At 73.4% G+C, this 13,564-nt stretch carries 11 protein-coding genes and 2 pseudogenes; 5 read left to right on the forward strand and 8 right to left on the reverse strand.

The window, feature by feature from the left end; translation table 11 throughout:
- Positions 1 to 3 precede the first annotated feature (3 nt).
- The 6 genes and pseudogenes from DQ392_RS25190 to DQ392_RS25215 form a co-directional block, all read right to left on the reverse strand.
- Complete coding sequence (locus DQ392_RS25190; protein WP_114017980.1) at positions 4 to 384, reverse strand: hydrogenase maturation nickel metallochaperone HypA/HybF; 381 nt, start codon at positions 382 to 384, stop codon at positions 4 to 6.
- A 144-nt stretch (positions 385 to 528) separates the two neighbouring features.
- Positions 529 to 1,014, reverse strand: a complete 486-nt coding sequence (locus DQ392_RS25195; protein ID WP_114018044.1) for a hydrogenase maturation protease — start codon at positions 1,012 to 1,014, stop codon at positions 529 to 531.
- Positions 1,015 to 1,198: 184 nt separating this feature from the next.
- On the reverse strand, positions 1,199 to 1,852 hold the full coding sequence (locus DQ392_RS25200; RefSeq protein ID WP_181856577.1) for a hypothetical protein: 654 nt from the start codon (positions 1,850 to 1,852) through the stop codon (positions 1,199 to 1,201).
- A 116-nt stretch (positions 1,853 to 1,968) separates the two neighbouring features.
- Positions 1,969 to 2,979 (reverse strand): annotated as a pseudogene (locus DQ392_RS25205) (LacI family DNA-binding transcriptional regulator); the annotation flags it as partial.
- A 182-nt stretch (positions 2,980 to 3,161) separates the two neighbouring features.
- Positions 3,162 to 4,097, reverse strand: a complete 936-nt coding sequence (locus tag DQ392_RS25210) for a helix-turn-helix transcriptional regulator (RefSeq protein WP_245981918.1) — start codon at positions 4,095 to 4,097, stop codon at positions 3,162 to 3,164.
- Positions 4,098 to 4,125: 28 nt separating this feature from the next.
- Positions 4,126 to 5,949 carry an AMP-binding protein gene (locus DQ392_RS25215; RefSeq protein ID WP_114017982.1) on the reverse strand — a complete coding sequence of 608 codons (1,824 nt, stop codon included), beginning with the start codon at positions 5,947 to 5,949 and terminating at the stop codon, positions 4,126 to 4,128.
- Positions 5,950 to 6,130: 181 nt separating this feature from the next.
- Between DQ392_RS25215 and DQ392_RS25220 the strand changes: the two genes are divergently transcribed.
- From DQ392_RS25220 to DQ392_RS25230, 3 genes are all read left to right on the forward strand, one after another.
- Positions 6,131 to 7,003 (forward strand): NAD(P)H-binding protein, encoded by an 873-nt coding sequence (locus DQ392_RS25220; protein ID WP_114017983.1) that lies wholly within the window; start codon positions 6,131 to 6,133, stop codon positions 7,001 to 7,003.
- Positions 7,004 to 7,215: 212 nt separating this feature from the next.
- Positions 7,216 to 8,256 carry a PP2C family protein-serine/threonine phosphatase gene (locus DQ392_RS25225; protein WP_245981920.1) on the forward strand — a complete coding sequence of 347 codons (1,041 nt, stop codon included), beginning with the start codon at positions 7,216 to 7,218 and terminating at the stop codon, positions 8,254 to 8,256.
- 132 nt (positions 8,257 to 8,388) lie between these two features.
- Positions 8,389 to 8,904 carry a lytic polysaccharide monooxygenase auxiliary activity family 9 protein gene (locus DQ392_RS25230; RefSeq protein ID WP_114017985.1) on the forward strand — a complete coding sequence of 172 codons (516 nt, stop codon included), beginning with the start codon at positions 8,389 to 8,391 and terminating at the stop codon, positions 8,902 to 8,904.
- Between the two features lie 164 nt (positions 8,905 to 9,068).
- Here the strand turns inward: DQ392_RS25230 and DQ392_RS25235 are convergent, their stop codons facing one another.
- On the reverse strand, positions 9,069 to 10,229 hold the full coding sequence (locus DQ392_RS25235) for an amidohydrolase family protein (RefSeq protein ID WP_114018046.1): 1,161 nt from the start codon (positions 10,227 to 10,229) through the stop codon (positions 9,069 to 9,071).
- Positions 10,230 to 10,283: 54 nt separating this feature from the next.
- On the reverse strand, positions 10,284 to 11,774 hold the full coding sequence (locus DQ392_RS25240; protein WP_114017986.1) for a type I glutamate--ammonia ligase: 1,491 nt from the start codon (positions 11,772 to 11,774) through the stop codon (positions 10,284 to 10,286).
- A gap of 246 nt (positions 11,775 to 12,020) precedes the next feature.
- On the opposite strand from DQ392_RS25240, the gene DQ392_RS25245 reads away from it, so the two are divergent.
- Positions 12,021 to 12,992, forward strand: coding sequence for a helix-turn-helix domain-containing protein (locus DQ392_RS25245; RefSeq protein WP_114017987.1), 972 nt, complete (start codon positions 12,021 to 12,023; stop codon positions 12,990 to 12,992).
- Positions 12,993 to 13,153: 161 nt separating this feature from the next.
- A pseudogene (locus tag DQ392_RS25250) lies at positions 13,154 to 13,537 on the forward strand (transposase); the annotation flags it as partial.
- Positions 13,538 to 13,564: the final 27 nt, after the last annotated feature.

Below are 13,564 nucleotides of genomic sequence, written 5' to 3' on the forward strand. Positions count from 1 at the left end.
GGATCACAGCTCCTCGAGGGCTCGGGCGCGCTGCGGGCCCTCGGCCCAGCGCACGGTGGCGATGCCCAGCTCGCGGCCGGACAGCAACCGGGTACGGGAGTCGCCGCACCGCGTGCAGCACAGCCGCGGCGGCACGCCCGTGGCCCACTCACCGCCGCAGGACTCGCACCGGGCGCGCCCCGCGACGTGTTCGGTGACCAGTTCGGCGCCCGCCAGGACGGTGCCCTCGCAGGCGAGGGAGAAGGAGAAGCGCAACGCGTCGGGGACCACGCCCGCGAGCTCGCCCACCGACAGCGTCACGGTCTCGACGCCCTCGGCGCCGTGCGCGCGCGCCGCCTCCTCGACCTGGCAGACCACTGCCATCGCGATGGACATCTCGTGCATCGGGCACTTCCCTGTGGTACGGACCGGGCTGCGGCCCGCACCATTACAGGGTCGCCCGTGGCCGCTCCCGCGCCGCCACGCCGCTGCCCGGGCGGGCCGTCCGCCGTTCGGCGGTTCCCCGCGAGCCGCCCGTGTGATGCGCCGTCAGCAAGTCGCCTCCAGCTCGTCCAGCAACCGCAGCACCAGTTCGCAGGCGTCGTCCACGGCGGCCGCCACCGGTGCGCTCAGCCCGATGCCCTCGTCCAGCGCGGCCGGTTCGCAGCCGACGACGAACACGCGCCGGGGCCTGCTGCCGCCGGTCCCTTCGCTCAGGGTGTCCAGCAGCGCGAGCACCGTGTCGGGTGACATGTGGTGCCCGTCGATCACCGGCACGCCCTCCGGTGCGACCCGGTCGTCCGCGCCGACCTCGATCAGGTGCACCGTGCCCGGCTCGCCGCCGCGGTGGACCGCGTCGACCAGGACGAGAACGCCGCAGCCGTCGAGAACCTGATAGGCCAGGTGCACCCCCCGCACCCCGACGTCCACCGCCTCGACGCCCGGCGGCAACGACCGCTTGGCCAGCCGCTGGACGACCTCCACCCCGAAACCGTCGTCACGCAGAAAGATGTTGCCGATCCCCGCGACGAGGATCGGGGCGGCGCGTTCGGCGGCGGACTCGTGCGCAGGGGCGTTCACGGAATCGTTGACGGGGGCGTTCACGGCGGCTCCAGAGGTGGGGTGCTCGTACGCGGTGGGGAGGGGCGGGCCCGGCGGGGCCCGGCACGGGCGGACGCCGCGCCGGGCCCCGTCGGGCGGTCAGGGCCGCGCCCCGGCCTCAGGCGTGCTGCGGAACGCGGTCCACGGTCCCCGCCTCCGCTGCCGCGACCGGCGGGCCGTCACCCGAGTCCGCGTCCTGGGAGACCGCGCGCCAGCGGTCGGGCGCGTGCTGCTCGACCACGCCGTGCTCGGCCAGGCCCAGCAAGTGCTTGGCGATGGTGCGGCTCTGGTAGCCGACCCGGGCGGACAGCTCCTCGACCGTCAGCCCGTCGGTGCCCGCCTCCGTCACCTCCTGCCACGTACGGGCCGCGCTCTGCCCCAACCCGCCGTCGCGCGCGGGCGTACGGAAGAGCACGCCGAGCGATGCGGGTGCGTGCGCGGGCGCCGGCACGGTCGTGGGCGCGGACGGGGCGACGCCCACGGGGTCCGGGCCCGGTTCGGCCGCGGGCTCGGGGGCCGGCGGGGTGACGGGTCCGGCCACGTGGTCCTGTGGACGGGCGGTCTCCGGGGCCGGTGCGGTGTCGCCCGCGCGTGCGGGCTCCGGTACCGCGGCCGGGGGCAGTCCTGTGGTGGTGGGGTCCGCGGCCGGTGTCCGGGGGCGGGCCGCCGGGACGGCGGCCGCCCGGGTGGCCGTCACCCGGACGGCGGGGCCGACCGGGCGGGGCGTGCGGTTGACCTGGCGGTGCCTGCGTCCCCTCTGGCGCTTGCTCATCGCGCGCTCACCTGCCCGAGGGGCCGCCGTGCGGAAAGCTGATCAGGGTGTCGTCGTGCAGTGATCATGTGGGGCTTAACGAATGAAACGGCCGCAGGTCGATCCGCCGATCGGGGTCAGCCGGGTCCCGCCGTGCTCTTTCTCGGTTCCAGCGAGGTGCGCAGCACCACGGTCTGGAGCGGTTTGGCCGATCCCGCGATGCGCTCCTGCAACAGGGTCGCGGCGGCCTCGCCCAGGTCGTAGGCCGGCAGGTGGACGGTGCTCAGCGACGGGTGGACCAGCGAGGCCCACGGCACGTCGCCGAAGGAGAGGATGCCGAAGCCGGGCGGCGCGATGCCCGCTTCCCGCAGCGCCCGCAGGGCGCCGACCGTCATCAGGTTGTTGGCGACGAAAACGGCGTCCGGGGGCACGTCGAGAGCCAGCAGCTCCTTCATCGCCGTGTAGCCGCCCTCCACGCGGAAGTCGGCGTGCCGGGTGTGGGCGCGGATCCAGTCGTCGGGTACGTCCGCGTCGCGCAGCGCAGCGCGGTAGCCGGCGAGGCGGTCCTCCGAGGTGGAGGCGCCTGCCGGTCCGGTCACGCAGGCGATGCGCCGGTAGCCGCGCTCGATCAGGTGTGCGGTCGCGTCCTCGGCGCCGTGCTGGTTGTCGACCATCACCGCGTCCACCTCGGCCGCGCGCGGGCGGCGGTCCACCGCGACGACGGGCATGCCCCGCTGGGCCGCCGCCGACAGGTCGGTGCGCCTGCGGGAGGCGGCCGCCACCACGAGTCCCGCCATGTGCTCGGCGAGTGCCACGTCGAGGTAGCGGCGTTCCTTGTCCACGTCCTCGTCGGTGTTGCACAGGACGACCGAGAGGTTGGTGCGCTGGGCGGCGTCCTCCACCCCCCGGGCGAGCGCGGTGAAGAAGGGGTTGGCGATGTCGGGGATGAGCAGCCCGATGACGCTGGCGCGCTGGGTGCGCAGGGAGCGGGCGACCCGGTTGGGGGAGAAGCCGAGCGTGTCGGCCGCCTCGCGTACGCGCTGGGCGCGTTCGGCCGTGACCCGGCCTCCGTTGAAGACGCGCGAGACGGTGGCGGGCGACACCCCGGCGGCACGCGCCACATCACTGATGGTTGCCACCCGTCTCCCTCGCTTCCGGCGTCGGCCCCCGTCACCCTATGGGTGAACCCTACTCGGGCTGAAATCGATTTCTCACCCGGCCCGACGCGTCGGCGCCCGGGAGGCGTCGTCGGTGCCCGAGCCGAGCCCAGCCCAGCCCAGCCCAGCCGAGTCGGGCTCAGCCGTGGGGAGCCGGGGCGAGTCGAGCCGGGTCAGGGCAGCAGGCCGTGGCGGCGCGCCGCCGCCACCGCGTGGTGGCGGCTGTGGACGCCCAGCTTGCGGGTGGCGCTGCGCAGGTAGGCCTTGACGGTCTCCGGCTCCAGGCAGAGGTACTGGGCGGCCTCGGCGTTGGTGCAGCCCAGGGCGACGTAGGAGAGGACGTCGAGTTCGCGGGCCGACAGGCGCGGACGGCCCGCGGGGCCCGCCTCCGGCCGCTCGCCGTCCGGGGCGGTCTCGGCGCGCAGGAAGCGGTCACAGGCGTGGCGGAGCCGGTCGCGCAGCGCGGTGTCCTCGATCTCGTGCGCGATGCCGCGCAGTTCGGCGTGCAGGTCGCGCAGCGCGTCCAGACCGGGGGACGGCGGGGCCTGGGGCGGGGCCTCGGCGGCGGCCTCCAGCAGGCGGACCCGCCGGTCGACCTCGTCCCGTACCGCCAGCTCACCCGCCAGCCGTCGTGCGGCCTCCATCAGTGCGGCGGTGGCGCGTTCGCCCAGCGGCGCGGCGTCGCGGACGGCCGCGTAGAGCACGCCGCGTACGCCGCTGCGCACCGTGACGGGCGCGGCGACGATGGCCCGGATGCCTTCCTGGCGCACCGGGTTGTCGTAGTCGTGGGTGATGCTGGTGGCCGGGACGTAGTCGTTGACGGCGAGAGGGCGCTGGTGGGTCAGTACGTAGCCGCCCAGCCCCCGCCCTGGTCCGACGCGCAGTCCGCTCATGGAGTCGGTCAGCGTGCCGGTGAACTCCGTCAGCCGCAGCGTGCCGTCCCCCACCTCGCCGCCGAAGACGCAGCGCACGCCGGTGCGTTGTCTGGCCAGGCGCAGCGCGTGCCGGAAGGCGTCCGCGTCGTGGGGGCGCAGCAGCGGCCGCACGCCCGGTGTTCCGCCGGGCGTGCGCGAGCGGGAGGGGGAGGGGGAACGGTCGGGGGAAGGCAACCTCGACTCCTGGGCTACGGAACGGTGATCACTTCGGTTTCCGCTGGTCTGCCTCGCGTGCCGCGCCCGGCGCCGCCGCACCGGATGCCACCGTGCCCGGCTCGGGTGCCAGCAGCTCGATCGACTTCTCGCGCATCTCCACCTTGCGTATCTTGCCGGTGACGGTCATCGGGAACGCGTCGACGACGTGCACGTGGCGCGGGATCTTGTAGTGGGCCAGCTTCCCCGAACAGAACTCCCGTACGTCGTCGGCCGTCAGGGCCGCCGCGCCCTCCCGCATCCGTATCCACGCCATCAGCTCCTCACCGTAGCGCTCGTCCGGCACGCCGACGACCTGTGCGTCGAGAACGTCCGGGTGGGTGTGGAGGAACTCCTCTATCTCGCGCGGATAGATGTTCTCCCCGCCGCGGATGACCATGTCCTTGATGCGTCCGGTCACGCTGACGTACCCGTCCTCGTCCATCACCGCGAGGTCGCCGGTGTGCATCCAGCGGGCCGCGTCGATGACCTCGGCGCTCGCCTCGGGCTGCTCCCAGTATCCGAGCATCACCGAGTAGCCGCGTGTGCACAGTTCGCCGGGCTCGCCGCGGGGCAGGCACCGGCCCGTCGCCGGGTCGACGACCTTCACCTCCAGGTGCGGGCCGACGCGCCCGACCGTGGAGACCCGCCGCTGGAGCGAGTCGTCCGCGCGGGTCTGGGTGGAGACGGGGGAGGTCTCCGTCATGCCGTAGCAGATGGACACCTCGGCCATGCCCATCCGGTCGATGACCTGCTTCATCACCTCGACCGGGCACGGCGATCCGGCCATGATGCCGGTCCGCAGGCTGCTGAGGTCCCAGGAGGCGAAGTCGGGTTCTGCCAGTTGCGCGATGAACATGGTCGGCACTCCGTACAGGGAGGTGCACCGCTCCTCCTGGACCGCGCGCAGGGTCGTCTTCGCCTCGAAGGCGGGGGACGGGATCACCATGCAGGCGCCGTGGCTGGTGGCGGCCAGATTGCCCATCACCATGCCGAAGCAGTGGTAGAAGGGCACCGGCAGGCAGATGCGGTCGGCCTCGGTGTAGCCGCACAGTTCGCCGACGAAGTAGCCGTTGTTGAGGATGTTGTGGTGGGAGAGGGTGGCGCCCTTGGGGAAGCCGGTGGTGCCCGAGGTGTACTGGATGTTGATGGGGTCGTCGGCGGAGAGGGTGGCGGCGATGCCGTCGAGGATCCGGCGGGCGTGCTCGGGCCCCTGCTCCCGGCCCCGGGCGACCAGATCCGCCCACTCGCCCGCCGGCCGCGGCGCCGAGACGCCCCTGCCGCCGCCCGCCGCCCGCGCCGTCGGGGTGCCCGTGCCGCCGATCAGTACGACGTCGGTCAGTTCGGGGCACTCGGGGCGCACCTGTTCGATCATCGCCGCGTAGTCGGAGCCCTTGTGGCCGGCGGCGGCGACCAGGGTGCGGATGCCCGCCCGCTGGAGCACGTACGCCAGTTCGTGCACGCGGTAGGCGGGGTTCACGTTGACGAGGATCGCGCCCAGCTTCGCCGTGGCGTACTGGGTCAGCGTCCACTCCGGGCAGTTGGGCGCCCAGATGCCCACCCGCTCGCCCTTGCGCACGCCGAGACCGCGCAGCCCCAGGGCGAGCGCGTCCACTTCGGCGGCGAAGTCGCGGTAGGTCCAGCGGCGGCCCCCCGCCACGTCGACCAGCGCCTCCCGGTCCCCGTGCGCGGCGACGGCCAGAGCCAGGTTCTCCCCGATGGTGTCGCCCAGCAGCGGGCTCTTCGACGGCCCCGAGGCGTAGCTGCGCGCGGGGCCGTCAGGCCGGGGCGGAGACTGCGTCGCGGGGGCACTCTGCGGAACGGATGCGGGCACGGATGGCCTCCACGGTGGTCCGTCGGGTGTCGTGGGTCACACGTACCGGTAGCGGCGAGGTGCGCGCTACCCCTCACCGGGGGTAGCGCGCGCCCGGCAGCCCCTGGCCGCGGGTGTCCGCTCGCGCGCCGGGGCGGGTATCCGCTCGCGCACCGCGCCTCGATGGTCTTGGCTGGCGTCCATGAGAATCGTCGTGACCACACCCACCGGACGTGTCGGCTCCCGTGTCGTCGGCCTGCTCCTCCAATCCGGGGTGCGGCCCACCCTGCTGGCGCGGGACCCCGCACGGCTGCCCGACCGGGTACGCGAGCGCGCCGAGGTGGTCCGCTGCGACCAGGGCGACGGCGAGGCCGTGGTGCGGGCGACCGAGGGTGCGGACGCGCTGTTCTGGGTGGACCCGCCCACCGGCGACGAGGACCCGGTCGAGGGGTACGCCCGGATGGGCGCCAACGCGGCGCGCGCGGTGCGCGAGAACGGCATCGCCCGCACCGTCTTCCTCAGCAGCGGCGGCGCCGAGAAGCGCTCGGGGGCCGGGGAGATCGACGGTCTCGGCCGCACGGAGGAGATGCTGAACGCGACCGGCGCGCACGTGCTCCACCTGCGGTGCGGCTTCTTCTACACGAACCTGCTCTTCGAGGTGGAGACGCTGCGTACCGAGGGCGTACTGCGCACCACTTCGCCGCTGGACCATCCGATGCCCTGGGTGGACCCACGCGACATCGGGGACGTCGCGGCGGCCCGCCTGCTGTCACCCGGCTGGACGGGGCAGCACACCCAGGGGGTGCACGGCCCAGCGGACCTGACGTGGGCCGAGGCCGCCGCGATCCTCACCGAGTCCGTGGGCCGCCCCGTGCGGGCCGAGCACATCACGGACGACGAGCTGCGCGCCGGGCTGCGGGCCGCCGGGCTCGGGGCCCGGCAGGTCGAGGGGGTCGTGGGGATGTCGGCCTGGATGCGCGACGGCTTCCGGCCCGAGGACTCCCGCACCCTGCTGACCACGACGCCGACCACCCTGGGGTCCTGGGCCTGGGAGCACCTGCGTCCGCTGCTGTGATCCCCGGGCGGCTCCTTCCTGCCGGGCGCCTTCCCCCGGGGGCGCGCGCCCGTCCCCGAACGGCGGCTCGCGGGTCGTCATGAGCGTGCAGAAATGTACGCAAATGGGAGAATCGGCATGACGGGGCGCGCGCCCTGGCGACGCGACAGACGGACAGGGACGAGGAGGGCTGGGTGGTCGGCCCCGCGGTTGCACAGGTCAGGGTGCCGTACGTGGCACCGCCGCTGCTTCTGCTCGGAGGCGTGGCCGCGGACCTCTTCGCGCCCCAGCCGTACTACGGACTGCCGCTGCTGGCCTGCACCTCCATGGTGGCGGGCATGGTGTACTCCTTCCGGATCAGCGCCCTGTTCGGGTTCGCCGCCTGCGCGGCGGCCGCCGGGTCCGCCGGATACACGGGCCGGGAGTCCTCGGCGCTCTTCACGGACGTGGCGGCCGTGCTGGTCGTCAGCCTGGTCGGCCTGTGGATCAAGTGGCTGGTGGACCGTCAGGGCCACAACCTCGCCGTGGCGCTGACCGTCGCGGAGGCGGCGCAGCGCGCCGTCCTGCCCGCTCCCCCCACCGACGTGGGGCCGCTGACCGTGGCGGACCGCTATGTGGCGGCACAGGCCGGGGCCGCGATCGGGGGCGACCTGTACGCGATCCAGGAGACGCCGTTCGGCATCCGGGCGCTGATCGGCGATGTGCGGGGCAAGGGGCTGCGTGCCGTCTCCGCCGTCTCGGTCGCGGTCGGTGCCTTCCGCGAGGCGGCCGAGCACGCGCCGACCCTGCACGATCTGGCCGACCGGCTCGACCGCGCCCTGGACCGCGAGGGCGGGCGGCGCAGGAACTCCGAGGACGACATCGAGGGCTTCGTCACCGCGCTGCTGGTCCAGATCCCGCCCAGCGGTGACACGGTCACCGTGCTCAACAGGGGGCATCCGCCGCCCTACCTGCTGCACGACGGGACGGTCGTGTGTCTCGAGCCGACGCATCCGGAGTTGCCGCTCTCCACTGGTCTGGGCCCTTCCCGTGGTTCGCCTGTGGAGGAGACGTTTCCTCTCGCGTCGGGGGACTCCCTCGTGCTCGTCACCGACGGCGTGACGGAGGCCCGGAACCCGGACGGTACCTTTTTCGACGTGCCGCGGGGGCTGGGCGGCACGGGGCTGCGGAGGGCCGACGAACTGGCGGAGGCGCTGGTCAAGGCCGTGACCGAGTGGACCGGGGGTCAGCGCCAGGACGACATGGCGGTGCTGGTGCTCACCCGTGGCGAGTGACTCTCTCGATTTCCGGATGTGCGCGACGTCTTGACGGTGCATGGTCAGTGACTAAAGTCTAGACCAATCGGATGCCCCCCACCGAGGCCGGCGCGGTCGTGCCGTACCGGCCTCGCCGCCGGAGGAGTTGACATGCACAAGAAAAGGAAGCTGGCCGCGTTCATCGGCGCCGGACTCTCCCCGCTGTTCGCCCTCGGGCTCACCGCTACACCGGCGAGCGCCCACGGCTACATCAGCGACCCCGCCAGCCGTCAGGCGCAGTGCGCCGAAGGCGTCGTCGAGTGCGGATCCATCAAGTACGAGCCGCAGAGCGTCGAGGGCCCCAAGGGGCTCCAGGACTGCGCGGGCGGCAACGAGTCGTACGCCGAACTGCGCGACGACAACAAGGGCTGGAACGTCGCCGACGTCGGCAAGTCCGCGACCTTCAACTGGAAGCTGACCGCCGCCCACCGCACCACCACCTGGCAGTACTTCATCGACGGTCAGCAGATCGCCGAGTTCGATCAGGGCGGGGAGCAGCCCCCGTCCCAGCTCTCGCACGACGTGGACTTCGGGAGCTTCTCCGGCCGGCAGACCGTCCTGGCGGTCTGGAACGTCGCCGACACCGACAACGCGTTCTACGCCTGCGTCGACGTCAACATCGGCTGAGGCCGGCTGAGCCCCCCGCAGGAGAGCGCCCTCTGCCCCGCCGCGTCAGCGAGGCAGGGGGCGCTTCACGTGCACGTGGGGATCACAGCGCCACGGCCCGTGGTGCGGTGGGCAGGACCCCGTGCCGCCTTGCCGGACCCGGGCAGCCGTCGCGCGCTGTGTCCTCAGAGCCCGTACAGCCGGCGCGCGGTACCGCCCGCGATCATCGCCGTCACCGACTCGGCGTCGCTCCGTGACCACTCGCCGCGCGCCACCCACTCGGACGTCAGCCGCGTCATGGCCTCGCGGAAGAGCTGGGCGCCCACCAGGTACAGCTCGGGGAGGCCGTAGGCGTCGGTGGAGAAGAGGAGCTTCCCGAACGGCGTCAACTCCAGCAGTTCGCCGAGAACGGCGTGGGCCCGGGCACCCGTGTGGGAGAGAGTGAGGCCGAAGTCGGCGTAGACGTGAGGGAAGACGGCCGCCAGATAGCCGGCGCCGCGGTGGTAGGGGTAGCAGTGCAGCAGGACGAGTGGGGTGCCGTAGGGCGCGGTCGCGCGGACGAAGTCGGTCAGCAGCAGCGGGTCGCAGTGGTCGAGCCGCAGGTCGGGGTCGCCGAAGCCGGTGTGCAACTGGAGCGGCAGCCCCGTGCGCACCGCCGACCACAGCAGATGGCGCTCCAGTACCGGATCGCTCAGCCGGCCGCCCGGCGGGCGCTCGCTCAGCCAGCGGTCGGCGGACGCGTGGACCCGGGAGGCCCCCGGGGGCGCGGGCTCCACGTCGAGGCCGCAGCGGTAGGCGACGACCGACTTGAAGCCGCGCGCGGTCCGTGCGGCCTCCCGGATCCCCTCGGAGACCTCGGCCAGGAAACCGTGGGCGTCGCGCGCCGTGTCCGCCGCACGTTCGGCCAGCCGTTCGAGCCGGACGATCTCGTGCGCCTCCCCGGCCGACGCCTCGGCCAGCTCCCCGGGGGTGAGCAGGGGACCGGGCAGCCCCGTGTCGACGAGGAACGCGGAGATACCGCCGGCCCGCAGCAGCCGCCTCGTCACCTCCCCCGTTCCCAGCTCGGCACGGCGCTCCAGGTAGCTCTCGGGGCGGCAGTGCGGTTCCAGTCCGAGAGCGGGTGCGCACCACCGGCGTACGGCGAAACCCAGCTGCGTGTCGAAGTAGCTGAAGGGGGCACGGGCTCCCTGGCCGCCGTCGCAACCGCGGGCCACGTGGGCCTCCGTCAGATACCCCTCGAACGAGGTACGGCCGGGCCCGACCCGCAGTACCCCGTGACAGTGCTGGTCGAGCAGCGGTGGGAAGGAAGGGAAAGAGGGGAGGGACGGCGCGGTGGGAGCGGACACCGGCGGCTCGTCCGACGGGGACGAAGGGTGCGGGTGCTGCTCCGATGCGGCCACTCAGTACCTCCCCCGGGTGGCGGCGGCGAGTCCCTGGTCGCTCGCCCCCTCGAAGAGGGCGATCTCGCCCTCGCGTACCGCGCGCACGGCCCCGAACAGCGGCTCGCCCAGCGCCGTGCGCAGAACCTTGGACGCGGCGAAGTGCCGCAGCGCCTCGTCGAGCGAACCGGGCAGGCGGGGCGGTGCCTGCCGCGGCGCGGCGTGCGCCGGGTCGCCGCGCACCGGCTCCGGCAGCCGGGGGCCCTCGTCCCCGGTGAGCTCGGCCAGGCCCGCCAGGCCCGCCGCCAGGACGCCGCCCGCCAGCAGGTACGGGTTCGCCGCCGCGTCCACGCACTTGACCTCCGCGTTGGCGCAGTGCGGAGCGTTCCGCGTCCCGGCGACGAAGCGGAGGGCGGCCTCCCGGTTCTCCAGCCCCCAGCACTGGTAGGCCCCCGCCCAGCGCGAGGGCCGCAGCCGCAGGTAGCTGGCCGGTGTCGGCGCGCCCAGCGCCAGCAGCGCGGGCAGCTCGCGCAACACCCCGGCCAGGAAGGTCTCGCAGGAACGCGTCATGCCGAACGGCCCCTCGCCGCCCGCGCACAGGTTCCGCCCCTTCCGCCACAGGCTCAGGTGCAGGTGGCCGCCGCTGCCCACTCCGGCCGGGTCCACCACGGGCCCGAACATGGCGGTCAGTCCGTGCCGCAGGGAGACGGCGCGCACCGTCTCGCGCACCAGTACGACCAGATCCGCCGCGCCCACCGGATCGGACGGCGCCACCGACACCTCGAACTGGCCCGGCGCGTACTCCGGATGGATCTGGAGCACCTCGACGCCCTGCGCGGTGAGAGCCGAGAGCACCTCCCGCAGATAGTCGGAGGTCTCCACCAGCCGGGCCATGCCGTAGGCGGGGCCGCTGGTCGGATACGCCGGCTCACCGGCCGCGTCCGGCAGTGGTCCGCGGGTGACCACCCACTCCGTCTCGAAGCCCATCCGCAGCTCGATCCCGTGCTCGTCCCGCGCCTGTCCGGCCATCCGCCGGGCGAACCCCCGCTGACAGCCGGCGTACGGGGTGCCGTCCTGCTCGTACCGGGTGGCAGGGGCCCAGGCCCAGCCAGGCTGCGCCGCCAGTACCGTCAGCCGCTCGGGATCCGGCACCAGCCGCAGGTCGCCGTCGGGACCGCCGATGTGCGGGCTGTCCGTCATGGAGTCGTCGACGAGGTAGACGTCGAAGCAGGGCGACATGCCCACCCCGGCGGTGAGCGCCTGCCCCAGCCGGCTCGCCGGTACGGCCTTGACGCGGGTGAGCCCCGCGTTGTCCACCCAGGTGAGCGCCACCCCGTGCGCCCCGGCGCGGACCAGCCGAGCCGCGGCGGCCTGCGCCTGCTCGTGCGCACGCCCGGTCTCCTGCGGGGCTTCTCCGGGCTCCGCCCCCTCCCTCGTCCTCGCAGCCGGGTCTGCCGTCGTTCCCGCTGCCGTGCCCGCGTGCTGCGGCGATGTCCGCCGTGTGGTTCCCATGCAGCAGGCTCTTACTCCCCGTTCGCGATCTGGGCAAGTCGGCGCACATCGCCCGGCTGAGCGTCCCACGATGGTCCCGGCGGAGTTCCGACCGGGCCCTGGGATGTGCCAAAGGCAAGAAGCCTTGGCACGACGTGCCTGACTTCAGGGCGAGTTGGGCAGTACCCCCTGTGAGGCCACATCGGAGCGGGGAGGGAAACTTGGAAGGTGGCGAGACCTATGCGGCTACGGTATGGGAGCAGTGGTATGCGCATCAGTGACGTCTCCGGCGGTGAGCCGACCGCCAGAGACGCCGAGCAGGACAGCGGAGAGGAAGGGACCGCCGCGTCGCCTGCGGTTCCCCGGAAGGTGCTGGGCATCCGGCTGCGGAGGCTGCGCGAGTCGCAGTACATATCGCGCCGCGAGGCGGCCGAGGCCATCCGGGTCACGAACAGGAAGATCGAGGACCTGGAGCACGGGCGCACGGGCTGCGCGCTGCGCGACATCGCGGACCTGCTCACCATCTACGGCGTGACCGACGAGAGCGAGCGCGCCGTGCTGACCGCGCTCGCCCAGCAGGCCAACGCGTCCGGCTGGTGGCAGGCGTTCCAGGGCGTCGTCCCCTCGTGGCTGCACACCTACATCGGTCTGGAGCAGGCGGCCGGCGTCATCCGCACCTACGAGGTGCAGTTCGTGCCCGGCCTCCTCCAGACCCGGGAGTACGCGCGCGCCGTCATCGAACTGGCACACGACGAGGAGCCGGAGTCCGCGGTCCAGCGGCGCGTGGACCTGCGCATGCGGCGCCAGCGGATCCTCTTCGGACCGCGTTCCCCCCGCGTGTGGGCCGTCATCGACGAGGCCGCGCTCCGCCGTCCCGTCGGGGGAGCGGCCGTGATGCGCGCCCAGTTGCGGTACCTGTCGCAGATCAGCGAGCAGCCGCACGTCACCGTCCAGATCATGCCGTTCAGCGCGGGCGGACACGCGGCGGCGGGTGGACCCGTCACGCTGCTGCGACTGCCCGAGAGCGAACTGCCCGACGTCGTCTACCTGGAGCAGCTCGACTCGGCCAGCTACCTGGAGGACGAGGCCGACATCGAGGCCTACCGCCGGGTCACCGACCGCCTGGTGACCCGCTCGCTCCCCCCGGGCGAGACGCGCGGTCTGCTGCGCCGGATCGCCGACGAACTCCCCGACAGCGAGCCCGCCGCCACCCTTGCCGGACACTTCCCGGCCCGCTAGTACTCCGGTCTGGTTTCACGATCTTGGGGCCGTACCCGGCCGGGAACGGGTACGGCCACCGCGTGATCATCGGCTGGTGTGCGGACAAACGAAGATCGTGCGGTGGCCCGCGGGCCCATAGCGTAGATCCCGCTCGCCGGCGAGCGACGTCCGATCAGGCGATGGCCCGGATCGCGGGACGTTTCGGCCGGGTTGAGCCGAGGGCGAGCGCCCGCGCTCATCTGCTGGGGCTGCTGTCGTCTGGCGGGCGGAAGAACTACCGGCAGCCGGCCGAACAGGCCGGCCACGCCCGGCCGGGGCCGACGCAGCGCCCGCTGCGCTACGCCCGCTGGGACGCCGATGCCGTCCGCGACGACCTCCGCGCCTACGCCGTCGAACACCTCGGCACCGACGGTGGAGTCCCCATCGTGGACGAGCCCGGTTTCCTGAAGAAGGGCCACGCCTCGGCTGGAGGGCAGCGCCACTACACCGGTACCGCGGGACGCATCGAGAACTCCCCGGTCGGGGTCTTCCTCGGCTATGCCACCAGCCGCGGGCGGGCGTTGCCAATAGGGGTGCCCCGCTCGGGACCA

The organism is Streptomyces reniochalinae, from assembly GCF_003323735.1.
GTDB lineage: Bacteria > Actinomycetota > Actinomycetes > Streptomycetales > Streptomycetaceae > Streptomyces > Streptomyces reniochalinae.

Coding starts and splice junctions, on each gene's coding strand:
- DQ392_RS25240 (WP_114017986.1), bottom strand. CDS start 11,774: ATGGGAACCACACGGCGGACATCGCCGCAGCACGCGGGCACGGCAGCG.
- DQ392_RS25220 (WP_114017983.1), top strand. CDS start 6,131: ATGAGAATCGTCGTGACCACACCCACCGGACGTGTCGGCTCCCGTGTC.
- DQ392_RS25200 (WP_181856577.1), bottom strand. CDS start 1,852: ATGAGCAAGCGCCAGAGGGGACGCAGGCACCGCCAGGTCAACCGCACG.
- DQ392_RS25190 (WP_114017980.1), bottom strand. CDS start 384: ATGCACGAGATGTCCATCGCGATGGCAGTGGTCTGCCAGGTCGAGGAG.
- DQ392_RS25245 (WP_114017987.1), top strand. CDS start 12,021: ATGCGCATCAGTGACGTCTCCGGCGGTGAGCCGACCGCCAGAGACGCC.
- DQ392_RS25230 (WP_114017985.1), top strand. CDS start 8,389: ATGCACAAGAAAAGGAAGCTGGCCGCGTTCATCGGCGCCGGACTCTCC.